Source organism: Shimia isoporae, from assembly GCF_004346865.1.
Lineage (GTDB): Bacteria > Pseudomonadota > Alphaproteobacteria > Rhodobacterales > Rhodobacteraceae > Shimia > Shimia isoporae.
Genome location: NZ_SMGR01000001.1, coordinates 1,487,128 through 1,509,937, shown reverse-complemented (window position 1 = coordinate 1,509,937; position 22,810 = coordinate 1,487,128). Strand labels below are relative to the sequence as shown.

The window sequence follows — 22,810 nt, the reverse complement described above, 5'->3', positions numbered from 1 at the left end:
GCATTGTCTTGGCGGGCAAATGCTCTAGCTTTGACGCATGTCTAGTTTCACGCGTGCCGATATGGCCCCGTTTCACCGCCAAAGTCCTATCTTCCAGCTTTTGCGTGGCCTGAGTTTCGCAGTCATTGCGCTTGTTTTGTTGAGTGCAGTTCAGACGCGGGCGGCGGACCGCGACAAGGTCGCCGCTTTTTTGCAGGTCACCGGGTTTGACGTCGCCATCGACTCGATTGCCCTGTCAGCTGGTTCTGCGCCGTTGATGCTCGGGCTTGAAGAAGATGCATTTGGTCTTGAGTGGAAACTTCTGGCAGAAAAGGTGTTTGACATCGAATTGATGCAAGAGCGTGCAACGGACATCCTTGAGGCCACTCTGAGCGATGAAGTGTTGGCACATGGCGCTGCCTTCTATGCGTCCGATCTCGGACAGCGCCTCGTCGAGGTTGAAAACGCCTCGCATCTCGCTGACGACGAAGAGAAAGCCGCCGAGGGCGAAAGGTTGCTTGAAGTGGGCGGCGAAGAAGCCGAGGAGCGGATTGCACTGTTTAAGCGAATGAACCATGCGATCGATCCGAAGGACATCGGTATGCAGGCGGTGACCGAAATTCAGGTACGCTTCATCCTTGCGGCTACTTATGCTGGCGTAGTCGAACTTCGGACGGATGAGGACGGTTTGCGCGCTACGTTGCGGGAAAATGCGGAAGAATTTGCCGAGGAGCGAGAGATGAATTCGCTGCGCAATGCAGCGTATACATACCAATCGTTTTCACTGGATGAATTGACTGCGTACACCGAAGCATTGGAAGACCCTATGATGATGCAGCTTTATGAGTTGATGAACGCAGTGCATTTCGAGGTCATGTCGAACCGGTTCGAGGCATTGGCCATCGCAATGGGCCAAATCCAACCGCAACAAGAGCTTTGACGCCTTTCTGCCAAGGCGAAAACCTGCGTATTAGCGCTTGACTTACCCTGAATTCCAAAGGATAAGCGCACATCCGGCGTGAAGATCGTTCTTTGCGCCGTGTTTTTGTTGACACACAGCCCGTAAAGGGCGCGCTGTTCGAGGCGGCTTAGCCGAAACACCGGATGCCACGTGCAAAAGGGGCCATAGAACGCGACAGATCGAAGGAATAGGACATGTTCGCAGTCCTCAAGACCGGCGGCAAACAGTATAAAGTACAGGCAGGTGACATCCTGCGTGTCGAGAAACTGGCTGCAGACGCTGGCGAAAAAATCCAATTCAACGATGTGCTGATGGTTGGCGGTGACAAGACCGTTGTTGGCGCACCTTTCGTTGAAGGCGCTGCCGTGCAGGCCGACGTGATCGACCAGATCAAAGGCGAAAAGCTCATCAAGTTCGTGAAGCGTCGTCGTAAGCACAGCTCCAAGCGCACCGTGGGCCACCGTCAGAAACTGACTTTGGTTCGCATCACCGACATTCTGGCGTCCGGTGCTGAAAAGTCCGGCGTTAAAGCGGCCATCGGTTCTGGTTCCGTTTCTGCACCTGCGGAAGCAGCTCCAGCGAAGCCAGCTAAAAAAGCGGCCAAGGCAGCCGAAGCGCCTGCAGCTGCAACAGCGTCTGATGACCTTACCGCTATCACTGGCGTGGGTCCGGCGGCAGCCAAGAAACTGGCTGATGCTGGCATCACCTCTTTTGCGGCGCTGGCAGCAGTTGACGTAGAGAGCTTTGACGCGGTTAAAGTGAAGCCTGAGTGGGTTGCGCAAGCAGCCGAGCTGGCGAAGTAAGCGAAGTATAGGAGACTAACGATATGGCACATAAAAAAGCTGGTGGTAGTTCCCGTAACGGTCGCGACTCCGCAGGTCGTCGCCTAGGCGTGAAGAAATACGGTGGCGAAAGCGTTATCGCAGGCAACATCATCATGCGTCAGCGTGGCACCAAGATGTGGCCGGGCGAAGGCGTTGGCATGGGCAAAGATCACACCATCTTTGCAACCGTCGACGGCAACGTGAAATTCCACAAAGGCCTGAAAGGCCGCACCTTTATTTCGGTTCTCCCAGTGGCGGAGGCCGCTGAATAAGCCGAACCCGAAAAGGTTAAGACACAAACAGGGGGCCGGCTGACTTAGCCGGCCCCTTTTCTTTTTTATCTATGAGGTGCGACATGACTGTCGCCATTGCTCAATTTGCTGTTTTTGCCGCGAGCCAGGTGGGCACACCCGGACCCGCGAATATGGCATTGCTAGCAACCGGAGCCCGTTTCGGCTTTCGGGCGGCACTGCCGTTTGTTGCCGGTGTTGCGCTTGGCAAGCAATTGATCATCTGGCCAATAGGGTTTGGCTTGATGGGGTTGGCGGAAACCATGCCCTGGCTGTTTGTCGCGCTAAAATGGATAAGCGCTGCGTACATCTGTTGGTTGGCATGGAAAGTGGCAAACCTGCGATTGTCTCCGCAAAGCGGTGTTTCCGAACACCCCCCCGGTTTCATAGCGGGCTTGTGGGTTCACCCGCTCAACCCGAAGGCCTGGGCGATGATTGTCACGGGATTTACCAGTTTCGTGAAACCCGACACACCGGCGTTGCAAGCCACGGCTACAATCGCCATCTGCCTGTTAGTGACACAGGCCGTATTTCACCCGATCTGGACATATGGGGGAGACCGGATCGCACAGCTTGTCGCGGGAAAACCCGCAGAGCGATATTTGATGTTGACCTTGGCCGCTTTGACAGTGGGCTCGGTTCTCGTCGTTCTTTTCTGAGGAGGAAGAGGTATGAAGCTTGATACCATCGTCAATCAGCCGGTGATCGAAGCGGAACGGTTTGTTCTGCGCCCGCTGCGGCGATCCGATCAGGGCTTGATCGATATGTACGCTGGTCTGGAGGAGGTCGCGCGCATGACTGCGTCGATCCCACATCCTCTGCCGCCTGGTGCGACCGAGGCTTTTATCCTGCGTTCCCAAGCGGACGATCGCCTCGAGGATGTCTGGGCAATTGACGGCAGTCAGGATGGCCAACCTGAAGTTATGGGGTTGATTGGGCTGACACGTGTGGATCAGGGGCAAGTCGAGATAGGCTATTGGGTCGGTCCCGGTTTCTGGAACACTGGGCTGGCTTCGGAGGCTGTTCGCGCACTCATTTCCGCGAACCCGCTGGACAGCAAAACCATTTTTGCCAGTGTTTTTCAGGACAATCCGGCTTCTGCACGTGTCCTGACGAATTGTGGATTCCAGTATCTGGGAGATGCAGAGGATTTCTCCGTGTCGCGTGATGCAAACGTACCGACATGGACCTATTCGCTGAAACTGGATTGAGCCTTCGGGCTTGTCACGCTATCAGGCTCAAAGCCGTATAAGGACCTAATGATATGAAATTCCTCGACCTTGCCAAAGTATACATCCGCTCAGGCGGTGGCGGGTCGGGCTGTGTCTCGTTCCGGCGTGAGAAGTATATCGAATACGGTGGGCCGGATGGCGGCGACGGTGGTAACGGCGGATCGGTTTATGCCGAAGCGGTTGAGGGTCTCAACACGCTGATAGACTTTCGCTACCAGCAGCACTTTTTTGCTAAGTCCGGCCAGCAGGGCATGGGCAACCAGCGGACAGGCAAGACGGGCGAGGACATTGTTCTTCGTGTGCCCGTCGGGACTGAAATTCTGGACGAGGATCAGGAAACGGTTGTGGCCGACCTGACCGAAGTCGGACAGCGTGTTTTGCTTGCCAAAGGCGGCAATGGAGGCTGGGGCAACCTACACTTCAAGTCGGCTACCAACCAGGCACCCCGGCGGGCAAATCCGGGTCAAGCGGGGATTGAGCGCACGATCTGGCTGCGCCTGAAACTGATCGCGGACGTTGGGCTTCTTGGCTTGCCAAACGCCGGTAAGTCGACGTTTCTTGCCGCAACTTCAAACGCGCGCCCCAAAATCGCTGACTATCCCTTTACAACATTGCACCCCAACCTTGGTGTTGTTGGCGTGGATGGTGTCGAATTTGTTGTCGCCGACATTCCTGGCTTGATCGAAGGCGCCTCGGAGGGCAGGGGGCTCGGGGACCTTTTCCTTGGCCACGTGGAGCGTTGTGCAGTCCTGTTACATCTGGTGGATGGATCTTCCGGCACTTTGCTTGAAGACTACAGAACGATTGTTCAGGAGATCGGAAACTACGCCGACGTATTGGCTGAGAAGCCCAGAGTTACGGTTCTCAACAAGATCGACACTCTGGATGATGAAGAGCGAGCGTTCCTCAAGGAAGAACTCGAGGCTGTAGCTGGCGGGCCAGTGATGTTGATGTCAGGCATCAGCCATGAAGGCACCACCGAGGTTCTGCGAGCTTTACGCGCGGAGATCGATGATGATCGTGTCCGCCAGAAGATTGCCGAAGGTGGCGACGAGGACGAAGCGCCTTGGCAACCCTGACCGACGCTAAACGGGTAGTGATCAAAATCGGGTCTGCCTTGCTGGTGGATCGCGACAGGAGTGCGTTGCGCGGCGAATGGCTGCGAGGACTGGCGGAAGACGTGGCCATGCTGAAGGCCAGAGGCACAGATGTGATCCTCGTTTCTTCCGGTTCCATTGCCTTGGGACGCGGGGCTCTCGGGCTTCCTGCAACGGAGCTCTCTCTGGATCAGTCACAGGCTGCCGCTGCGGTGGGGCAAATCCGGTTGGCACGGGCCTACGAAGAGGCATTGGCGCCGCATGGGATAACCACGGCCCAAGTTCTCGTAACGCTGGAAGACAGTGCTAACCGGCGCCGGTATCTGAACTCGCGGGCGACGTTGGAACAGTTGATTTCACTGGGTGTTGTGCCGATCGTGAACGAAAATGATACCGTTGCTACGGACGAAATTCGTTATGGCGACAACGATCGTTTGGCGGCGCAGATCGCGTTGACAACAGGTGCTGACCGGTTGGTATTGTTGTCTGATGTCGACGGTTTCTATTCTTCCAACCCGATGGAAAACCCGAGCGCGCAGCGTTTCGACATTATTGATGAGATTACCGCCGAAATCGAAGATATGGCTGGCGAGGGTGTATCTGGCCTGTCTAAGGGCGGCATGATCACCAAACTGATGGCGGCAAAAACCGCAACTGCCGGAGGCTGCGCTATGGCCATTACAGAAGGGTCGGTTAGCCGCCCTATCTCGGCGTTGGAAAATGGTGCAAATGCCACATGGTTCACGGCACAGGGCACACCGCATTTGGCGCGTAAACGTTGGATCGGATCAATGAAGCCGCAAGGCACTCTGGTGGTAGACGCCGGCGCCGCGCGCGCATTGGGGCAGGGCAAAAGCCTCTTGCCTGCGGGCGTGACGAATGTGACTGGTGATTTCGAGCGCGGCGACCCGGTGATCATTTCCGATGCTGACGGTCACAAGCTCGGGCAGGGGCTGACTGCCTACAAGGCCAGCGATGCGGACAAAATCAAGGGACATCACAGCCGAGACATAGAACCCCTGCTGGGGTATCCGGGACGTGCCGCGTTGATCCACAGGGATGACATGGCACTTTGACCGGCAAATTGATAAACGAGTTGAAATAAACAAACCTGAAACGCAAAGGACTGATCTGATGAAAGACATCGCAGATATCCCCGCCCTGATGACCGAGCTTGGCCAGAATGCCAAAGCCGCAGCTGCGGAATTGGCCTTTGCACCAGCTCCAGCAAAGCGAAAGGCGCTGGAGGCGGCAGCGGACAGCGTTTGGGAGCGGCGCGCAGAAATCATCGAGGCCAACAAGAAGGACCTTGATTTCGGGCGGGATAAGGGTCTCTCGGATGCGATGATGGACCGGCTCATGCTGGACGAAGACCGCATTCAGGGGATCGTCGGTGGTTTGCGCGCTGTGGCGGCGCAAGACGATCCGGTCGGCGAAGTGTTGGCAGAGTGGGATCGCCCAACGGGCCTGACAATCAAGCGGGTCAGAACGCCTCTTGGTGTCGTTGGTGTGATTTATGAAAGCCGCCCGAATGTGACGGCAGATGCCGGTGCGCTTTGCCTTAAGTCAGGTAACGCAGTGATCCTGCGCGGTGGATCGGAGAGCTTTCACAGTTCCGGTGCGATCCACGCCTGTTTGGTCGAAGGGTTGAGGATGGCTGGTCTGCCAGAAACGGCCATTCAATTGGTACCTACCCGTGATCGCGCGGCGGTTCAGGAATTGCTCACCATGGTGGATACTGTGGACGTAATCGTGCCGCGCGGGGGTAAAGGTCTTGTTGGGCTGGTACAGCGGGAAGCCCGTGTTCCCGTCTTTGCCCACTTGGAAGGCATTGTGCATATCTATCTCGACAAGTTTGCGGACCCCAAGAAGGCAATGGATGTAATCCTCAACGCCAAGACACGGCGCACGGGAATTTGCGGTGCCGCTGAATGTCTGTTGATCCATGAAGACCTCGTAGATGGTCTGGGCAAGGACGTCATTGCAATGCTTTTGGATGCCGGTGTCCGCGTTCACGCTGATGCTACCCTCCAAGCGATTTCCGGGACCACCGCGGCAACAGAAGACGATTGGGGCAAGGAATACCTGGATATGGATATTGCGGCCAAAGTTGTTAGTGATGTGGACGGAGCCATCGCACACATCAATGCCTACAGTTCGAACCACACTGATTGTGTAATCACTGAGGATGCAGCTGTGGCCGGGCGGTTCTTTGAACGTCTGGACAGCGCGATCCTTATGCACAATGCGTCCACGCAGTTTGCGGATGGGGGCGAGTTTGGAATGGGCGCGGAAATCGGAATTGCGACCGGTAAGATGCACGCACGCGGCCCGGTGGGGGCCGCGCAGCTCACCAGCTTCAAATACCTGGTTGTGGGGGACGGGACGACCCGCGCCTGATCTCGATTAGAAGGATAGTTCCAGCCGGGTTTCGGTCTGGCTGGTGCTGACTTTGCGACCCAATTGGGCGGCCGCATGTGGCAAGAGCCCAAACTGCACCTTGTTTGGCGCCAGATCTTCCGGTGGATTTCCGCTTTCGAGGGCTGACCACAGCGTTTCATCAACGCGCAGCTTTTCGCTTTCGCCGATCAATTGCCATTTGCCGTTTTCATGCTGAACGCTGACGACTCCGCCAAAGGGCAGGGCGCTTTCAAAGCAGAGTATTGCAAGGAAAGCCATCCGCAGTTCGGCTCTTTCGACATGACCCTGAACAGTCCAGTCCACCATCATTCGGGCACCAATCGCGACGTTGTCCAGGATGGTGAGGATTTCTTGCTCTCCCACTTGTTGGTTCGCCGACGCCTGCCCAAAAGCTACCCGAAAGAAACGGATTTTCGCGTTGGCGTTTTGCACACTCTCGCTGATCAGGCTCAGCTCTGGGGCGCTTGCTGCTCCTGACAACTCAATCAGTTCCATGCCATTGGAGATGGCACCGACTGGGCTGATCAGATCGTGGCAAATGCGGGAACCTACCAAAGCGGCCAGATCCGGTTTATGTGTCATGCTCATCACTCCTGACGCGTGGATTCTCTATGGACGACCTGAACGCCTTTCTTGAGCCCGGTGCGCTTGTAACCCATCCCGAACAACCTGATTGGGGTGTGGGGCAGGTGCAATCCAATATCGGTGGGAAAATCACCGTGAATTTTCGCGAGACCGGCAAAGTCGTTATCGATGGACGCCGCGTAATGCTTGTTTGGGTTGATGCAGAGTAACTGGTTAAAATTTAGTTCATGACCTTTGAGCTGCGTCAACAGTTGGCCGGAATATTCCTGTTTTTGGCGGCTTGGTTGATTTCGTTGGTCCGCCTGCCTAAAACCGCGTCAACCGGAGGCGCAGTAGCAGCAGAATGACCGCACAAACCCCTGATTTTGAAGTAAGGCTTGCCCGTGACACGGATGATCTCCGGGCGGCGCAGCGATTGCGGTATAGAGTTTTCGTTGAAGAACTTGGCGGTGGTGGTGTGATGGTCGACCATGATGCGCGCCTAGAACAGGATCGTTTTGATCCGTTTTTTGACCATATGATCCTGATCGACCGAACTCTTGATTGCGATGAAATCGATCGCGTGGTTGGGGTATATCGCCTTTTGCGTCAGGACATGGCGGAACGAGTTGGACAGTTCTACTCGGAAGACGAATACGACCTAGGCAAACTCAAAGCGTCAGGGCGCAAGCTGTTGGAGTTGGGCCGATCGTGCCTCTTGCCAGACTACCGCGGCGGAGTTGCAATGTTTCATTTGTGGAACGCCCTTGCAGGCTACGTTGCCGAGCATGAGATAGAGATCCTTTTTGGTGTTGCGAGTTTTCATGGCACCGATGTCGAGGCCTTGGCACAACCACTCTCATTGTTGCACCACAGGCATCTGGCTCCGGAAGACATTCGCCTCACAACCCAACCCGCGCATTTTCAGCGCATGGACCTGGTTGCCGAAGATAAAATCGACAGACGGACCGCTATGTTGCAGGTGCCGGCACTGATCAAGGCGTACCTCCGTCTTGGCGGATTTGTTGGTGAGGGGGCATTTGTAGATCATGCGTTCAATACAACGGACGTGTCGCTGATCCTTGACACTGCGCGCATGAACGAAAAGAACCGTGCGCTCTATACAAAGGAGCGTAACGCGTGAGCACTTGGGAAGGTCAAGACGGCTATCTTCCGTTTGCGCCACTCGGCGCAGGCGGCTGGATTAGAGCGGTTTTACGCGGGCTTCCTCTGGCCCTATTGGTCTTTGGGTGTCTGATGCTGCTTTTGCTGGTGCGACTGGTTGAAGCTCCACTCTTTGGCCTGCGCCGTCCCTGGACGCCATACATCACTCGTTTTGTTTGTCGGAATGCGTTTCGCATTCTTGGCATCGGCTACTCTATCGAGGGGCAACCAATGACCCATCGCGGAGCCGTCGTGGCCAATCACTCGTCCTGGTTAGACATTTTCACTCTGAATGCGCGCAAAAATGTCTATTTCGTCTCCAAAGCCGAGGTTGCAAGTTGGCCTGGGATCGGATGGCTTGCGCGGGCCACGGGAACTGTTTTCATAAACAGGGATCGACGTGAGGCCGCAGCGCAAAAGAAAGTTTTTGAAGACCGGCTGCTGGCGGGGCACAAGCTGCTGTTTTTTCCGGAAGGAACCAGCACAGATGGACGCCGTGTTTTGCCATTTAAATCAACACTTTTTGCCGCGTTCTTTGACCAAAGGCTGCACGATGAAATGCATATCCAGCCTGTTACCGTGCGTTACGTCGCGCCAGAGGGTGAAGACGCGCGGTTTTACGGATGGTGGGGCGACATGGACTTTGGTCCGCACCTTTTGCAAACCCTTGGAGCACGTCGGCAAGGCCGCGTTGAAGTGGTTTACCATCCGGAACTGATCGTTGCAGATTTTGGCAGTCGAAAGGCATTAGCTGAGGCCGCGGAACGAGCCGTCCGCGGCGCTCTGGTTTCATAAAGATTCAACCGTCGTCGCGGTTCTTGGCCCTCTGAAAAGCCGGGCGTGCGTGGATTTCTTCCACGAAACTTGCCAAAGCCGGATAGTGTTTGGCACCGTCGCCTCGGACAGCTATTTCGGCCGGGAATATCATCATGACGTCAACCGCAGACAGGCGATCGAGGACGTAATGACCCGACGGTCGCAGCAGGCTGTCCATATATGAAAAATGATTATGCATTTCTGAGGTGATCCGAGGCTGGAGCGGTGCGGCTGCATCGCCCAAAATGGACGTGTAGAGCCCCAGAAGAGGAGGCAGCATTGCGGAACCTTCGGCGAAATGCATGAGTTCGACGTGCCGGACAAAGGAAGCGGTTCCGGTTTTCGGAATCATCTCCGGAGCATGTTTGGCACAGACCATTTCGACGATTGCTGCGGTTTCGGCGATGATGCGTCCGTCCATTTCAATCACTGGTGATTTTCCGAGTGGATGAACTTCCGCCAGCTCGGGAGGCGCTAGCCGAGTTTGTTTGTCGCGATGATAAGCGATGAGCTCGTACTCGACGCCAATTTCTTCCAGGAGCCACATGATGCGCAGACTGCGCGATTTGTTGAGGTGATGCAGTCGGATCATGTTCGCTCCTTGATTTCGGGTTGTTTCAAGCATACGAGCAATGCGCCACGATGGGTGGTATTTCGCCAATTTCGTACGCGGCGTCATCTGTCACTGCAAAACTGTGCCTAATGTGAACATTGAGGGTTGCACAGCACCTAAACCTCATGTAAACGCGCGCCATTCAAACCCGCAGGCGGGGTTTGGGTTGGGCAGGGGAGACATCCCTGTCAGTCCGCCGGTTGGAGCAAATGCTCTCACTTCTCCCCGCCAAGGCGTAAACCGGAAAAGGAAAACAAGCATGGCTCTTCCCGAGTTCACCATGCGTCAGCTGTTGGAAGCTGGCGTTCACTTTGGCCACCAAACGCAGCGCTGGAACCCCCGTATGGGCGAGTTCATCTATGGTTCGCGCAATGGCATCCACATTTTCGACCTGACCCAGACCGTTCCGATGCTGGACGCGGGTCTGAATGCAATCCGCGAAACCGTTGCCAAAGGCGGCCGTGTTCTGTTCGTGGGCACCAAGCGTCAGGCCGCTGGCCCGATTGCAGACGCAGCTGACAAATCTGCTCAGTACTTCATGAACCACCGTTGGCTCGGCGGCACGCTGACCAACTGGAAAACCGTATCCCAGTCCATCAACCGTCTGAAAGAGATCGACGAGAAGATGGCATCTGGTGCCGAAGGCCTGACCAAGAAAGAGCGTTTGGGCATGGAGCGTGACCAGGAGAAGCTGCAGGCATCTCTCGGTGGTATCCGCGACATGGGCGGCGTGCCGGACCTGCTGTTCGTCATCGACGTGAAGAAAGAAGCGCTGGCAATCGCAGAAGCCAACAAGCTGGGCATTCCGGTTGTGGCTGTTGTCGACACCAACTGCTCTCCTGATGGCGTTGACTACATCATCCCGGGCAACGACGACGCGGCACGTGCTATTGCACTGTACTGTGATCTGGCGGCGCGTGCTGCTCTGGACGGTATGACCGCGCAGATGGGCGCGGCGGGCGTAGACCTCGGCGAATTCGAAGAAGCTCCGGCTGAAGAAGTTGTTGCTGAAGAAGCTCCGGCTGAGGAAGCCGCAGCAGACGCCAACGCGTAATAAATCTGACACGGGGGCAGGGTAAGCCCGCCCCCGGATATCCAATTCTGACGAGGAGAGCCTAAGATGGCGATCACAGCAGCTATGGTCAAAGAACTGCGCGAGATGACCGGCGCAGGTATGATGGACGCAAAAAAAGCGTTGACCGAAACTGACGGCGACCAGGAAGCAGCAATCGATTGGCTGCGCACCAAAGGTCTGGCAAAAGCCGCAAAGAAATCCGGTCGCACCGCAGCCGAGGGCCTCGTGGCCGTTAAGGTTGAAGGCGGTAAAGGCGTTGCCGTTGAGGTTAACTCCGAAACTGACTTCGTTGGCAAAAACGCTGACTTCCAGGCGATGGTCGCAAAGATTGCTGGCGCAGCCGTGAATGTTGCAGACGTTGATGCGCTGAAAGCAGCGGATCTGGGCGGCAAGACCGTCGAGGAAACTGTAACCGACGCAGTTGCAACCATCGGTGAAAACATGTCCGTGCGTCGTATGGCGTCCGTCGAAGGCGACGTTGTGACCTCTTACGTGCACAACCCGGCCGTAGATGGCATGGGCAAAATCGGTGTTCTTGTTGCTCTGAAAGGCGGCGACGAAGCATTCGGCAAGCAGGTTGCCATGCACATCGCAGCAGCATCTCCTCAGGCTCTGGGTGAAGCAGACCTTGATCCGGCAGTTGTTGAAAAAGAGCGCAACGTCCAGATCGAGATCGCACGTGAATCCGGCAAGCCGGAGCAGGTGATCGAAAAGATGATCGTAGGTCGCATGAAGAAATTCATGTCCGAAGTGACCCTTCTTGGCCAAAACTTCGTCATCAACCCGGATCTGACAGTGGAAGCAGCGGCTAAGGAAGCCGGTGCTGAAATCGTTGGCTACGTCCGCATGGAAGTTGGCGAAGGTATCGAGAAAAAAGAAGAAGATTTTGCTGCTGAAGTGGCAAAAGCCGCGCAAGGCTAATCGCTTCTTGATAAGCTATGAAAGGCCGTTCCATTTGGAGCGGCCTTTTTTGTTGGTTTGCTAAGTGGCGAGGCAATGAAAAACGGCGCCATCCGAGGGGATGACGCCGCCTTTTTCTCGGTCTCCATTACATGGGGATGGGGAGACCTCCGAAAAGTGCCAACCTGAAAATCAAAATAAACCTCCAGGCTGACGTCCGGGTTTTACCGGTCAAAACAGAGAGCTTCGATATTGCGAAGATCCGCTCTGAACTGTTCCTTAGGCCAAAGCCACCACTCACGGAACAACCCTATATTGGCACTGTACTCGTTAACTATACAAGTCAGGGTTCCCATACTAAGGGATAAGTAGCTAATACTTTTGGTTATTTTGGTCCTTCAAGCAGGTAAATCTGCTTCATAAATGACGCTTTGAGCAAAGCTTGCGCAGTCGTTTCAACATTCATCGCGTCGCGTGCGAGTCGCAAATGCTTTTCAACTGTGGCTGGTGTGCGCTCGATCAGTAAAGCAATGTCTTGAATGGTTTTCCCGTCACCGACCCATTCCAGCACTTCGCGCTGGCGGCTGGTCAATTCTCGCTCGGGGTTTGAGTAGGGGAGAGACTGAACTTTCAAGTGGGCAACATTGTTGATCAGTTCGATCTCACGTCCATGAGCTGCCCAGATTTTGTCGACTTCGGCCTGAGACAGATCACTGCGGGCTGCTAGCGAAATGGCCCCCTTGGTACGCGAAGAAACCGTTGGGAAGCTCACCGTATAACCGGCGTGGATGCCAAAGCTGTTGTTGACGTCCAGCACGTTGCGCTGATGCTCGTTCAAGTCGCCTTTGGCAAGAGCTGCCGCTGCCATGGCCCAACTGGCAGAGCCAGCGTTGTTCAGAGTCCACTGAAACATTGGACCGTGGAAATAGAGGCCGCCATCAAGAAACATGTTCAAGTATTCGGGGGCGTGGTTTGAGAGGATGAAAAAGTCGTCTACATCACCGACCATCATCCCGCTACGGTAGTTCGTGTAGCCGTAGATAATTCGGTCAAACCCGAACTTGGCCATTTCCACACAGTGTGCTTCCCAGAGTTCCTCTAGACGTGTGTGTTTGGTGAGTCTTTCGATGTAGTCCAGAGGGTCAGTCATAGTTCGGGTCTTTCTAGATCCCGTAATGGAATCTTTTGGGCGGTAATTGCCAGTCAGGTAATGTCTCAGGACCACAAAAAATCTGGTTCCTGTGCGAGACTTTAGTGTTTTGGTTGTGCGGCTGTCCAGCCCAGAGGTCGGGCAAAATTCGATACAAGAAAAATTACATAATACATATTATGCGCTAACGATAACTAGGTTAGGAAGTGCCTCCCTAACCGAAGGATTTACATCAGGTGTCGCGTGTACATCTTTGAATTTAAACGCTATCCCAAAGCGTAACCTGCACCGCGGACTGTCCTTAAAGGATCCTCTCCACCGTGTACGCAAAGAGCTTTCCGCAATCGGCCGATGTGGACATCAACCGTTCGACTGTCGACATAAATGTCACGGCCCCAAACACGATCCAAAAGCTGTTCGCGGCTCCAGACACGGCCAGGCTTTTCCATAAAGGTTGTGAGCAGCCGAAATTCGGTTGGCCCCAGTTTCAGTGGCTTTTCCTGACGGGTCACACGATGGGTTTCGGCATCCAGGATGATGTCTTCGTATTTCAGACGTTGTCCGACGGCCGCTGGACGAACTCTGCGAATTTGATTTCGAACGCGTGCCATAAGCTCGAGTACCGAGTATGGCTTGATGACATAGTCGTCCGCACCGGTTTCAAGCCCCCTCACCCGATCAACTTCCTCCGAGCGTGCCGACAACATAATTATCGGTATGCCGTTTGTTTCCGCGCGCGTTTTCAAGCGACGACAGACTTCGATCCCGGACGTGCCCGGAAGCATCCAATCGAGGACGATGATGTCTGGTAGAAGTTCATCTACAATGATCAACGCCTCGTCACCGTCCGGAGCGGTCTCGACGTGGAAACCTTCGGCCTGAAGGTTATAGGCCAGTACTTCGCGTTGGGCGGGTTCGTCTTCGACAACCAGAACTGTGGGGTGATCTTTGCTCATGACACATAACCTGAGGGTTTATTCGGCTTCGTAGCGCGTTGCTTTTGGGCGATTTTCTTCGGGCAGGCTGCCGGACACCAGATAGATAACCTGTTCCGCAATGGACGTGACGTGATCGCCCATCCGTTCCGTATTCTTGGCGATGAAATGAAGGTGCATGCACGGGGTGATATGACGCGGATCTTCCATCATGAAAGTCAGGAACTCGCGAAACAGAGCGTTATACATCTGATCGACATCGCGATCCCGTTCCAGAACGTCCTGCGCCTTATCCAAATCTCGCTCGATGAAAGCGTCCAATACATCCTTGAGCATGAGCTGAACTTCGCGGGCCATGCGCTGCAGCGCGCCACGAGCGCCTTCAATCGGCGTCATATGGACCAGAACCGCATTGCGCTTTGCCATGTTCTTGGCGTAGTCACCAATCCGCTCGAGGTTGCCTGCGATTTTCATCACGGACAGGACGACCCGCAAATCGACAGCGGCGGGCGCCCGCAGAGCGATCAGGTTGGCGCATTCTTCGTTGATCAGCGTGTCCAGGTCGTCGATTGCCTGATCACGCTTGATAACCTCGGCGGAAAGTTCTTCGTCCTGATTGAGAAGGGATTGAGACGCATCCACAATGGCAGCCTCAACCAATCCGCCCATTTTCATGACGTGCGCCTGAATGCCTTCCAAGTCGCGGTCGAATGCGGAAACGATATGTTGATCAGACATTTAGAGGTCTCTCCTTAACCGATCCGGCCGGTAATGTAGTTTTGTGTGCGTTCGTCCTGCGGGTTGGTGAAAATCTGGGAGGTTTCCCCATATTCAACCAAGTTTCCAAGGTGGAAGAAGGCCGTTTTCTGGCTGACGCGGGCGGCCTGTTGCATCGAGTGGGTCACGATAACCACAGAGAACTGGCTGCGCAGTTCGTCGATCAGTTCCTCAACTTGAGCTGTGGCAATCGGGTCAAGCGCAGAACAAGGTTCATCCATAAGAAGCACTTCAGGCTCGGTTGCGACGGCGCGAGCAATGCAAAGGCGCTGCTGCTGACCGCCGGAAAGACCCGTTCCGGGAGCGTCCAGGCGGTCTTTTACTTCGTCCCAAATCGCGCCTCGGCGCAAGGATTTCTCAACGATTTCATCGAGTTCTGCCTTGTTTTTGGCAAGTCCGTGAATTCGCGGACCATATGCGATGTTGTCGTAGATGGACTTTGGGAAGGGGTTCGGTTTTTGAAAAACCATTCCCACTTTCGCGCGCAATTGAACAGGGTCGACACGCTTGTCGTAAATATCTTCGCCATCAATCAGGATGTCACCTTCGACACGGCAAATGTCGATCGTATCGTTCATCCGGTTGATGCAGCGCAGAAAAGTAGATTTGCCGCAGCCCGATGGGCCAATGAATGCAGTCACGGTTTTTGCGTCGATTTCGACATTCACGTCTTTGATAGCGTGGTTTTCGCCGTAATAGACCTGAACATTGCGGGCGGAGATTTTTGTTGTTGTCTGGTCCACGGCTTCCCCCAGTTTAGGTGCGTCGTACATGGGTGTGTTTCCTTTGCTTACCAGCGGCGTTCAAAGCGGCGGCGCAAGATGATGGCGATGGCGTTCATGATCAAGAGGAACACCAGCAGAACAATGATAGCGCCCGAGGCGCGCTCGACAAAGGCTGGGTCCGCACGCTGGGTCCAATTGTAAACTTGAACTGGGAGCGCGGCGGCTGGGTCAAAGAACCCTTCAGGCGGCGCAGCCGGATATTCCCGAACAAAGGCAACCATGCCGATGAGCAAAAGCGGTGCTGTTTCCCCGAGGGCCTGCGCAAGCCCGATAATTGTGCCTGTCAAAATACCGGGTGCGGCAAGCGGAAGAACATGGTGGAACACCGCTTGCATTTTCGAGGCCCCTACCCCCAATGCCGCGTCGCGGATGGACGGCGGGACTGCTTTGAGCGAGGCGCGGGTCGCGATGATGATCGTTGGCAGTGTCATCAGGGTCAGTACGAGACCACCCACGATGGGCGCTGATTGCGGCAGGCCGGCAAAGTTGATGAAAATCGCTAGGCCGAGGATACCGAAAACGATGGATGGGACCGCTGCGAGGTTAGAGATGTTGACCTCCACCAGATCGGTGAACCAGTTCTTCGGCGCGAATTCCTCAAGATAGATCGAGGCCGCGACACCGATGGGCAAAGTAAGACAAAGCACCACGATCATCATGTAGAACGAGCCGAGGATGGCAACGCCGAGGCCCGCTGCCTCCGGGCGGTTTTCGGATGCGTCCGCACGGGTCAGGAAGCCCCAGTTGAACGACGTTTTCAGCAGGCCTGCGTCTTTCAGTTTGTCTGCGAACTGCAACTGTTCCGGCGAAACGTTTTTGTCGAGTTCAGCGCTCTCCATCGTCACTCGGCCTTTGTAGTAGCCGTCGATGCGGCCCGAGGCGAGGAACTTGAAGCTCACAGTTTCGCCAATCATGGCGGGGTTCGCGAGAACGAAACGGCGCATCTCGGCGGCGCCCTCTTTCGAAATCATCGCTGCAGCCTGTTTTGCAGTCAGACCGTCCACGGCCATTTCGGGGTTGGCCATGTGCTCTTCAAGCGACTTCTTGATCAGAGGCGCGTAGCCAAAAGTGGACACCTTGCGGATTTTTTCCAGATCCCCGGATCCGTCTTTGTCGAGTTTGGCGGGATCCAGATACACGTCCAGAGTGATGAATGTCTGTTTGAACGCAGGTAGCCCGCCTGAAATGATCGAGGTCATCAAGCCGACAAGCGCCAGCATGGCTACGACAATCGCCGCAACACCATACATGCGGAACCGCTTTTCGGCAGAATTCCGGCGCCGGGTGCGGTCGTCGATGGTGAGGATCGACGTGGTTGGGGTAACGTCGGTCATTCGTATTGCTCCCGGTATTTACGGACGATGTAGAGCGCCAAAACGTTCAGCCCGAGTGTGATGACAAAAAGAGAGAGACCAAGCGCGAAAGCCACAAGCGTTTCCGGGCTGGCAAACTCGGTGTCCCCTGTGAGCTGGCTCACAATTTTCACTGTTATTGTCGTCATGGCCTCAAAGGGGTTCAGGCTAAGCTTTGCGGCGGCCCCTGCCCCCATGACCACGATCATGGTTTCTCCGATTGCGCGGGACGCGGCAAGCAGGATCGCTCCGACAATACCAGGCAGAGCAGCGGGAAGGATGACCTGTTTGACTGTTTCAGATTGCGTTGCGCCAAGACCGTAAGATCCGTCGCGCATGGCCTGTGGTACAGCGTTGATCACGTCGTCGGAAAGCGAAGACACAAACGGAATGAGCATGATGCCCATCACAAGACCCGCCGTCAGAACCGAGGAGGACGACTGCCCTAGGCCGAGTGGTTGTGCAAAGTAGTCGCGCAACAAGGGACCAACAGTGATCAGAGCAAAAAGACCATAAACAATGGTCGGAATTCCCGCCAGTACTTCAACCGCCGGTTTCACAATCGAACGCACTTTGGATGAAGCGTATTCAGATAGATAAATGGCAACGAAAAGGCCGATCGGAACAGCAAACACAAGCGCCACAAAAGACACATAAAGCGTGCCCCACAGAAGCGGGATAATGCCAAGGTCCGAGCCGCCGGTGAATTGCGGGTTCCATGTCAGATTGAAGAAGAAATCTTTGGCTGGATACATCCGGAAGAAGTTCGAGGTTTCGAAAATCAGGGACGTGATAATGCCTATGGTCGTCAGGATTGCGACAAAGGACGACAGAATAAGCAGCGACTTGATGGCCGTTTCCGACACGTTGCGCGCGCGGTATTCGGGTTTGGTCAACGAGAGTGCGAAAGCAAAGCCTGCGAGTGCAAGTGCAACTGCGACAATCGCCATGTACCCACGAGCGGACTTCGTTTTCGCGCGATATTCAATCGAAGCCGCCAGGACATTGGGTTTGATGTCAGAGGCAACGGCGACGCCGACTCCCGCCAAAACGGCGCGTACGTCGGTGTTTTCCGTAGTGACTGTCTGGATGTCGGGTTCTGTCATCGCCCCCGCAACAACAGCCGTGTCCAGTCCGTTCGAAATGCGGCGCACGTCAGCCATCACCAATTCGAGCGAACTGCCTTCGTCGATGTCAGAGGGCTGGATCATGTCCGAGATCCGGCCTTCTATCAGCATCGGCTGAATGAGCAACCAGGCAAACGTGACCAGTAATGCTGGCACTGCTGTGAACAAGAACACTGCTTGCCCGTAGTAACTGGGAAGGGAGTGGAGTTGGCGAATATCGCCGCCTGCCGCGCTGAGAGCTTTGGTTCTCCCAACAAAAAAACCGACGATCGCGATTGCGACGACGGCGAGGATTACGAGACCGGCGCTCATATTAACTCCATGCGCAGAAGGATGGTTCAGGGTGACAGCGCCCCCTTACTGCGAGGGCGCTGTCGAAGTCAAAGGCTGATTAGTTCAGCGGACCCATCGGGGTGCCGGAAGCAACCATTTCCTGAGTCTTAGCCAGTTCCGGATCGGAAACGAGGCCGTATTCAGCCAGCGGGCCATCAGGACCTGCCATGTCATCGGATACGAAGAACTCGACGTATTCCTGAAGGCCAGGGATCACACCCAAGTGTGCTTTCTTGATGTAGAAGAACAGCGGGCGGGATACCGGGTATTCGCCGGACGCGACGGTCTCAGTCGACGGGGTCACGTTGTCCATTGTCGCAACAACCAGTTTGTCGGTGTTGTTCTGGTAGAAGGACAGGCCGAAGACGCCGATGGCGTTCTTGTTGGCGTCCAGACGGGCCAGAGTTTCGGTGTAGTCGCCGTCGATGTCGACAGACAGACCGTCGGTGCGCAGTGCGTGGCAGGCTTTCTTGTCGCCCAGCAATTCCAGAGCGCCAGTTGCTTTACAGCCAGCTTCCAGAACTTTCTTGTCGAACACTTCGCGGGTGCCGTGCTTGGTGCCCGGGATGAAGGCCAGAATGTCCTGTGCCGGCAGGTCGGCGTTTGCGTCTGCCCAGGTTTTGTTCGGGTTCGCAACCAGCTTGCCGTCTACGACAACTTCTTTTGCGATTGCGTTGAACCAATCAGCTGGAGTGAAAGCAAAAGAAGGACCGTTGATGTCGGACGCAAAAACGATGCCGTCATAACCGAAGCGAACTTCCATGATCTCGTTTACACCGTTGGTGCCGCAAAGATCGATGTCAGACTGCTTGATGCGCGAGGAAGAGTTCGCGATGTCGATGGTGTTCGGACCAACGCCTTCGCACATCTTTTTGCGGCCAGCGCCGGAACCACCACCTTCAACAACCGGAGTCGGGAAATCAAAGTTTTCGCCAAACGCTTCGGCGACGATGGTTGCGTAAGGCAGAACGGTGGATGAACCAGCGATCTGAACTTGATCACGTGCGGATGCAGTGGTTGCTGCGATGGCTGCTACGGCGATGGCCGAGGCGGTCAGTTTGACGGACATTTGTAACTCCATTTGTTCCGTACTGTCGGGCGACAGTCTCGGAGCCCGATCTAGGTGGCTTACTCAAAGCTTTTGTGACGCCTATGTAACAGGAGTATGACAGTTCCCGCGGCGCGCGGAATTTTGTCAGTTTTTCGGCAAAATCACACTTATCGAGGTGCCTTTTCCGAGAGCACTTTCAATCTCAAGGCGGCCCCGGTGGCGGTTGATGATGTGCTTCACAATCGCAAGACCTAGTCCTGTACCACCCATTTCACGCGATCTATGGGAATCAATTCTGTAAAAACGCTCTGTCAGACGCGGAATGTGAACGTCGTCGATACCGGGGCCATTGTCGGAGATCGTTAGGTTCAGCGCTTCGCCTTTGACGCCGGTCGCCCGGTCGATTTCAGAAAGGGAAAGAACCGCTTCAGTGCCTTCCCCCCCATATTTCAGGGCATTCTCAATGAGATTTGTGACAACTTGAAGAAGCTGGTCCGAATCTCCGGGCACGATCATTTCTGAAGCTTCGCGGTCAAAGACAATTTGTGATTCACTCTCTTCGGCCAAGGGAGAAAGATTACGTATCGCCGATCGGATCAGTCCGTCCACATCGACAGGGTCTGTCGGACGCATACGTGACACTTCTTCAACGCGACTGAGAGAAAGCAAATCACCTACCAGGCGGTTCATTCGGCTTGCTTCGGCTGCCATTGTCCCCAGGAACCGCTCCTGAGCGTTCGGGTCCCCTTTGGCTGGTCCCTGGAGGGTCTCGATAAAGCCGAGGATCGCAGTCAGAGGCGTTCGCAATTCGTGACTGACGTTGGCGACAAAGTCCCGCCGCATCTGGTCAAGCTGTCGTTCTTCGGTGATATCGCGAAAACACACGAGCGCGCCGCCTTCCGCAGGCGTGATTGATACATCGTATCTATGTTCCTGACGCCCATCGTTATGCAGATAGACCGTCCGTTGCTGCTGTCTTGACCGAAGACATTTCTCTACAGCGTCGTTCAACGCGGGCTGACGAAAAACCAGAATCAGGGGAAGGCTTTCGCTGGCCTTTGGTTGAAGTTCAACGACCCGCGCGTTGGAGGCGACCAAACGTGCCCGCCCGTCTACGAAAAATGCGGGCAAAGGAATGCCCTCAAGAATAGCAGGGTCGAAACTGTCAGTCATCGTGTGTTCCATTGAATTGCATGTTCAAACGCTGGAAAGAACATGCGGTAGATGACAGGATTATGACACTTTTGTTTAACAGCAGGAGGTGCCACCTACCGGACGCAGTCCTGTCGCAAACCTTTTTGCGTTTTGCTGGTAGTGCTGCGCGGACATTTGCAATCCCATGATCGCCGCTTCATCAAGTTGGCGTACGACTTTTCCTGGTGCCCCCATTACAAGGGATCCGTCGGGGATCTCTTTGCCTTCGGTGATCAAAGCCCCTGCCCCGATCAGACAGTTCCTTCCGATCTTTGCGCCGTTTAAAACGGTCGCTCCCATGCCGATCAGGCTGCCATCCCCAATTGTGCAGCCATGCAGCATGGCTTTGTGACCAATCGTGCAGTTCGTGCCGATCGTCAGGGCATAGCCGGGATCGGTATGCATGACCGTATTTTCCTGAACGTTAGACCCCGCTCCTATGGTAATGGTCTCATTGTCGCCGCGCAGCGTACAGCCGAACCAGATCGAGGTGTCCGGTTCCAACACCACATTTCCAATTACGTTCGCGTCAGGTGCGATCCAAGCGCTGTCATCTTTTTGCGGGGACACGCCGTCAAGTTCATAAAGGGGCATTAAGACATCTCCTGAAATTCATCTTGAAGCGTGCGAACGTGGTTCTGAAGTGCGGGCTGCTGTTCACGGCGCATACGCTCTGCGGTGATGATGGTTTTCAATTCTGCCTCGGTTGCGTCCAGATCGTCGTTGATCAGCACATAGTCATAGGCGCCCCAGTGACTGATCTCGTCCCAGCTTTTTTGCATGCGCTTGGCAATCACCTCATCGCTATCTTGCGCGCGGGTCACTAGGCGGCGATGAAGTTCCTTGATCGACGGCGGCAAAATGAAAATGGACAGTGCATGTTTGCCGAGGTCGGAATTTCGGATCTGCTGTTCCCCCTGCCAATCAACATCAAAAAGAACATCGTTTCCGGCGTCTATTGTATCTTTGACAGGACCAGCGGGAGATCCGTAAAAATTGCCGAACACGTGGGCGTGCTCAAGCATCTGGTTTTCGGCGACCTGCCCTTTGAATTCATCTTCCGTCAAAAAGAAATATTCTCGTCCGTGCTCCTCTCCCGGTCGGGGCGCGCGCGTTGTGGCCGAGATTGAAAAGCTCAGACCCGGATCCCAGGTCATCAGGCGTTTCGCCAACGTCGATTTTCCTGCACCTGATGGTGAAGAAAGGATGATGAGAAGACCGCGTCGCTGTGTCATGAGGTTATTCCACGTTTTGAACCTGTTCACGCATCTGATCGATCACGGCTTTGAGGTCCAGACCAATTCGCGTCAAATCCACGGATTGCGCCTTTGAGCAAAGCGTATTCGCTTCGCGATTGAATTCTTGCATCAGGAAGTCGAGCTTGCGGCCAACTGGTCCATCCGTCTTTAGGAGCTCGCGCGCCGCACCGACGTGAGCATTCAGCCGATCCAGTTCTTCCATGATGTCGGATTTGACGGCGATCATTGCCAGCTCTTGAGCGACTCGGGCTTCATCGGCGCCTTCGGTATTCTCCATCACCTGCGCAAGATTGTCGCGTAGAGTTTGTGCGGTGGCTTCACGGCGGGCTTCGGCGAGGTCTGACGCTGATTTCGTTAAAGTCTCAATTTGAGAGATCTGTTCTGACAAAACCTCAAGAAGCGCCTGACCTTCTGTTTTGCGCATTGCGAGGAGTGCCTCGATGAGGTCGGGTAATTGCGCCAACAGAGCTTCTTTCAGAAGCGTGTCGCCGTTTTCCGCCACAGCGGTTTCCAATACGCCACGCACGCTCATCAAATCAGTTGCTCGTGATGGCTGAAGCGCGATGCCCTGCTCCATAGCCGTAGACTCAACAACTTGCAGTGCATCGATTGCGGCTTGCAACTGCGCTTGATTGACAGCCAACGCGCCTTGTTCTTCGCCTTTGTTTACACGTAGATTCAGGTTTACAGAACCGCGGCCGAGCGCTTTGGACAATGCGCTTCGCACTGTTGGTTCCAGACCTTCGATCCAATCGGGAACCCGCAAGCGAATGTCGAGCCCCTTGGCATTTACGCTGCGCAAATCCCAGGCCCAGGTGTAGTTATCCGCCTCGCCTTTAAGGGCAGCAAAACCGGTCATCGAGTGCAACACACGGCTCTCCTTTGGTCCATTGGTGTCCAGACACCTAAAG

The 22,810-nt window shown here is 55.0% G+C and carries 26 protein-coding genes; 13 read left to right on the top strand and 13 right to left on the bottom strand.

The window, feature by feature from the left end; genetic code table 11:
• The first annotated feature begins 37 nt into the window (after positions 1-37).
• The 8 genes from BXY66_RS07385 to BXY66_RS07350 all read left to right on the top strand — a co-directional run bounded on the left by BXY66_RS07385 (position 38) and on the right by BXY66_RS07350 (position 6,783).
• Positions 38-919 (top strand): DUF2059 domain-containing protein, encoded by an 882-nt coding sequence (locus BXY66_RS07385; RefSeq protein ID WP_243694318.1) that lies wholly within the window; start codon positions 38-40, stop codon positions 917-919.
• A 215-nt stretch (positions 920-1,134) separates the two neighbouring features.
• Positions 1,135-1,743, top strand: a complete 609-nt coding sequence (locus BXY66_RS07380) for a 50S ribosomal protein L21 (RefSeq protein WP_132859500.1) — start codon at positions 1,135-1,137, stop codon at positions 1,741-1,743.
• A gap of 23 nt (positions 1,744-1,766) precedes the next feature.
• On the top strand, positions 1,767-2,036 hold the full coding sequence (gene rpmA / locus BXY66_RS07375; protein WP_132859499.1) for a 50S ribosomal protein L27: 270 nt from the start codon (positions 1,767-1,769) through the stop codon (positions 2,034-2,036).
• An 83-nt stretch (positions 2,037-2,119) separates the two neighbouring features.
• Complete coding sequence (locus tag BXY66_RS07370; RefSeq protein ID WP_132859498.1) at positions 2,120-2,713, top strand: LysE family translocator; 594 nt, start codon at positions 2,120-2,122, stop codon at positions 2,711-2,713.
• A gap of 12 nt (positions 2,714-2,725) precedes the next feature.
• Positions 2,726-3,265 (top strand): GNAT family N-acetyltransferase, encoded by a 540-nt coding sequence (locus tag BXY66_RS07365; RefSeq protein ID WP_132859497.1) that lies wholly within the window; start codon positions 2,726-2,728, stop codon positions 3,263-3,265.
• 53 nt (positions 3,266-3,318) lie between these two features.
• Complete coding sequence (obgE, locus tag BXY66_RS07360) at positions 3,319-4,365, top strand: GTPase ObgE (protein WP_132859496.1); 1,047 nt, start codon at positions 3,319-3,321, stop codon at positions 4,363-4,365.
• Positions 4,353-5,459, top strand: coding sequence for a glutamate 5-kinase (gene proB, locus BXY66_RS07355; RefSeq protein WP_132859495.1), 1,107 nt, complete (start codon positions 4,353-4,355; stop codon positions 5,457-5,459). Before obgE ends, proB begins: the two co-directional genes overlap by 13 nt.
• A 58-nt stretch (positions 5,460-5,517) precedes the next feature.
• Entirely contained in the window at positions 5,518-6,783 is a 1,266-nt protein-coding gene (locus tag BXY66_RS07350) for a glutamate-5-semialdehyde dehydrogenase (protein ID WP_132859494.1), read from the top strand.
• 6 nt (positions 6,784-6,789) lie between these two features.
• On the opposite strand, the gene BXY66_RS07345 is transcribed toward BXY66_RS07350, so the two are convergent.
• Complete coding sequence (locus BXY66_RS07345; RefSeq protein WP_243694317.1) at positions 6,790-7,386, bottom strand: histidine phosphotransferase family protein; 597 nt, start codon at positions 7,384-7,386, stop codon at positions 6,790-6,792.
• Positions 7,387-7,415: 29 nt separating this feature from the next.
• Between BXY66_RS07345 and BXY66_RS07340 the strand changes: the two genes are divergently transcribed.
• The 3 genes from BXY66_RS07340 (at position 7,416) to olsA (ending at position 9,327) form a co-directional block, all read left to right on the top strand.
• Positions 7,416-7,598, top strand: coding sequence for a DUF3553 domain-containing protein (locus BXY66_RS07340; protein ID WP_132859492.1), 183 nt, complete (start codon positions 7,416-7,418; stop codon positions 7,596-7,598).
• A gap of 134 nt (positions 7,599-7,732) precedes the next feature.
• Positions 7,733-8,512 carry an L-ornithine N(alpha)-acyltransferase gene (gene olsB, locus BXY66_RS07335; protein WP_132859491.1) on the top strand — a complete coding sequence of 260 codons (780 nt, stop codon included), beginning with the start codon at positions 7,733-7,735 and terminating at the stop codon, positions 8,510-8,512.
• Entirely contained in the window at positions 8,509-9,327 is an 819-nt protein-coding gene (gene olsA / locus BXY66_RS07330) for a lyso-ornithine lipid O-acyltransferase (RefSeq protein WP_132859490.1), read from the top strand. Before olsB ends, olsA begins: the two co-directional genes overlap by 4 nt.
• A 4-nt stretch (positions 9,328-9,331) precedes the next feature.
• Here olsA and BXY66_RS07325 read toward each other — a convergent pair whose 3' ends face one another.
• Entirely contained in the window at positions 9,332-9,940 is a 609-nt protein-coding gene (locus tag BXY66_RS07325; RefSeq protein ID WP_132859489.1) for a glutathione S-transferase family protein, read from the bottom strand.
• 280 nt (positions 9,941-10,220) lie between these two features.
• On the opposite strand from BXY66_RS07325, the gene rpsB reads away from it, so the two are divergent.
• Together rpsB and tsf are read left to right on the top strand one after the other, a co-directional pair.
• Positions 10,221-11,015: a 30S ribosomal protein S2 gene (gene rpsB, locus BXY66_RS07320; RefSeq protein WP_132859488.1), complete on the top strand. Its 795-nt coding sequence runs from the start codon at positions 10,221-10,223 to the stop codon at positions 11,013-11,015.
• 66 nt (positions 11,016-11,081) lie between these two features.
• Complete coding sequence (gene tsf / locus BXY66_RS07315; protein WP_132859487.1) at positions 11,082-11,957, top strand: translation elongation factor Ts; 876 nt, start codon at positions 11,082-11,084, stop codon at positions 11,955-11,957.
• Positions 11,958-12,321: 364 nt separating this feature from the next.
• On the opposite strand, the gene BXY66_RS07310 is transcribed toward tsf, so the two are convergent.
• The 11 genes from BXY66_RS07310 to BXY66_RS07260 form a co-directional block, all read right to left on the bottom strand.
• Complete coding sequence (locus BXY66_RS07310) at positions 12,322-13,086, bottom strand: LuxR family transcriptional regulator (RefSeq protein WP_132859486.1); 765 nt, start codon at positions 13,084-13,086, stop codon at positions 12,322-12,324.
• 266 nt (positions 13,087-13,352) lie between these two features.
• Complete coding sequence (phoB, locus tag BXY66_RS07305; RefSeq protein ID WP_132859485.1) at positions 13,353-14,042, bottom strand: phosphate regulon transcriptional regulator PhoB; 690 nt, start codon at positions 14,040-14,042, stop codon at positions 13,353-13,355.
• An 18-nt stretch (positions 14,043-14,060) separates the two neighbouring features.
• Positions 14,061-14,759, bottom strand: a complete 699-nt coding sequence (gene phoU / locus BXY66_RS07300; RefSeq protein WP_132859484.1) for a phosphate signaling complex protein PhoU — start codon at positions 14,757-14,759, stop codon at positions 14,061-14,063.
• Between the two features lie 14 nt (positions 14,760-14,773).
• The gene (gene pstB, locus BXY66_RS07295; RefSeq protein ID WP_132859483.1) at positions 14,774-15,571 is read right to left on the bottom strand and encodes a phosphate ABC transporter ATP-binding protein PstB; all 798 of its coding nucleotides are present in this window, start codon (positions 15,569-15,571) and stop codon (positions 14,774-14,776) included.
• A 17-nt stretch (positions 15,572-15,588) separates the two neighbouring features.
• On the bottom strand, positions 15,589-16,917 hold the full coding sequence (pstA, locus tag BXY66_RS07290) for a phosphate ABC transporter permease PstA (RefSeq protein ID WP_132859482.1): 1,329 nt from the start codon (positions 16,915-16,917) through the stop codon (positions 15,589-15,591).
• Positions 16,914-18,374: a phosphate ABC transporter permease subunit PstC gene (gene pstC, locus BXY66_RS07285; RefSeq protein ID WP_132859481.1), complete on the bottom strand. Its 1,461-nt coding sequence runs from the start codon at positions 18,372-18,374 to the stop codon at positions 16,914-16,916. Before pstC ends, pstA begins: the two co-directional genes overlap by 4 nt.
• Before the next feature lie 79 nt (positions 18,375-18,453).
• Complete coding sequence (locus BXY66_RS07280) at positions 18,454-19,464, bottom strand: substrate-binding domain-containing protein (RefSeq protein WP_132859480.1); 1,011 nt, start codon at positions 19,462-19,464, stop codon at positions 18,454-18,456.
• Positions 19,465-19,590: 126 nt separating this feature from the next.
• Positions 19,591-20,619: a sensor histidine kinase gene (locus BXY66_RS07275; RefSeq protein WP_132859479.1), complete on the bottom strand. Its 1,029-nt coding sequence runs from the start codon at positions 20,617-20,619 to the stop codon at positions 19,591-19,593.
• A 75-nt stretch (positions 20,620-20,694) separates the two neighbouring features.
• Positions 20,695-21,234: a gamma carbonic anhydrase family protein gene (locus BXY66_RS07270; protein ID WP_132859478.1), complete on the bottom strand. Its 540-nt coding sequence runs from the start codon at positions 21,232-21,234 to the stop codon at positions 20,695-20,697.
• Entirely contained in the window at positions 21,234-21,875 is a 642-nt protein-coding gene (gene gmk, locus BXY66_RS07265; RefSeq protein WP_132859477.1) for a guanylate kinase, read from the bottom strand. Before gmk ends, BXY66_RS07270 begins: the two co-directional genes overlap by 1 nt.
• Before the next feature lie 4 nt (positions 21,876-21,879).
• Entirely contained in the window at positions 21,880-22,770 is an 891-nt protein-coding gene (locus BXY66_RS07260) for a YicC/YloC family endoribonuclease (RefSeq protein WP_132859476.1), read from the bottom strand.
• Between the last annotated feature and the right edge of the window lie 40 nt (positions 22,771-22,810).

What these genes read in the sequence shown, in the direction of transcription:
- BXY66_RS07385 (WP_243694318.1), top strand. Translation starts at nt 38, where the DNA reads ATGTCTAGTTTCACGCGTGCCGATATGGCCCCGTTTCACCGCCAAAGT.
- BXY66_RS07380 (WP_132859500.1), top strand. Translation starts at nt 1,135, where the DNA reads ATGTTCGCAGTCCTCAAGACCGGCGGCAAACAGTATAAAGTACAGGCA.
- rpmA (WP_132859499.1), top strand. Translation starts at nt 1,767, where the DNA reads ATGGCACATAAAAAAGCTGGTGGTAGTTCCCGTAACGGTCGCGACTCC.
- BXY66_RS07370 (WP_132859498.1), top strand. Translation starts at nt 2,120, where the DNA reads ATGACTGTCGCCATTGCTCAATTTGCTGTTTTTGCCGCGAGCCAGGTG.
- BXY66_RS07365 (WP_132859497.1), top strand. Translation starts at nt 2,726, where the DNA reads ATGAAGCTTGATACCATCGTCAATCAGCCGGTGATCGAAGCGGAACGG.
- obgE (WP_132859496.1), top strand. Translation starts at nt 3,319, where the DNA reads ATGAAATTCCTCGACCTTGCCAAAGTATACATCCGCTCAGGCGGTGGC.
- BXY66_RS07350 (WP_132859494.1), top strand. Translation starts at nt 5,518, where the DNA reads ATGAAAGACATCGCAGATATCCCCGCCCTGATGACCGAGCTTGGCCAG.
- BXY66_RS07345 (WP_243694317.1), bottom strand. Translation starts at nt 7,386, where the DNA reads ATGACACATAAACCGGATCTGGCCGCTTTGGTAGGTTCCCGCATTTGC.
- BXY66_RS07340 (WP_132859492.1), top strand. Translation starts at nt 7,416, where the DNA reads ATGGACGACCTGAACGCCTTTCTTGAGCCCGGTGCGCTTGTAACCCAT.
- olsB (WP_132859491.1), top strand. Translation starts at nt 7,733, where the DNA reads ATGACCGCACAAACCCCTGATTTTGAAGTAAGGCTTGCCCGTGACACG.
- BXY66_RS07325 (WP_132859489.1), bottom strand. Translation starts at nt 9,940, where the DNA reads ATGATCCGACTGCATCACCTCAACAAATCGCGCAGTCTGCGCATCATG.
- rpsB (WP_132859488.1), top strand. Translation starts at nt 10,221, where the DNA reads ATGGCTCTTCCCGAGTTCACCATGCGTCAGCTGTTGGAAGCTGGCGTT.
- tsf (WP_132859487.1), top strand. Translation starts at nt 11,082, where the DNA reads ATGGCGATCACAGCAGCTATGGTCAAAGAACTGCGCGAGATGACCGGC.
- BXY66_RS07310 (WP_132859486.1), bottom strand. Translation starts at nt 13,086, where the DNA reads ATGACTGACCCTCTGGACTACATCGAAAGACTCACCAAACACACACGT.
- phoB (WP_132859485.1), bottom strand. Translation starts at nt 14,042, where the DNA reads ATGAGCAAAGATCACCCCACAGTTCTGGTTGTCGAAGACGAACCCGCC.
- phoU (WP_132859484.1), bottom strand. Translation starts at nt 14,759, where the DNA reads ATGTCTGATCAACATATCGTTTCCGCATTCGACCGCGACTTGGAAGGC.
- pstB (WP_132859483.1), bottom strand. Translation starts at nt 15,571, where the DNA reads ATGTACGACGCACCTAAACTGGGGGAAGCCGTGGACCAGACAACAACA.
- pstA (WP_132859482.1), bottom strand. Translation starts at nt 16,917, where the DNA reads ATGACCGACGTTACCCCAACCACGTCGATCCTCACCATCGACGACCGC.
- pstC (WP_132859481.1), bottom strand. Translation starts at nt 18,374, where the DNA reads ATGAGCGCCGGTCTCGTAATCCTCGCCGTCGTCGCAATCGCGATCGTC.
- BXY66_RS07280 (WP_132859480.1), bottom strand. Translation starts at nt 19,464, where the DNA reads ATGTCCGTCAAACTGACCGCCTCGGCCATCGCCGTAGCAGCCATCGCA.
- BXY66_RS07275 (WP_132859479.1), bottom strand. Translation starts at nt 20,619, where the DNA reads ATGACTGACAGTTTCGACCCTGCTATTCTTGAGGGCATTCCTTTGCCC.
- BXY66_RS07270 (WP_132859478.1), bottom strand. Translation starts at nt 21,234, where the DNA reads ATGCCCCTTTATGAACTTGACGGCGTGTCCCCGCAAAAAGATGACAGC.
- gmk (WP_132859477.1), bottom strand. Translation starts at nt 21,875, where the DNA reads ATGACACAGCGACGCGGTCTTCTCATCATCCTTTCTTCACCATCAGGT.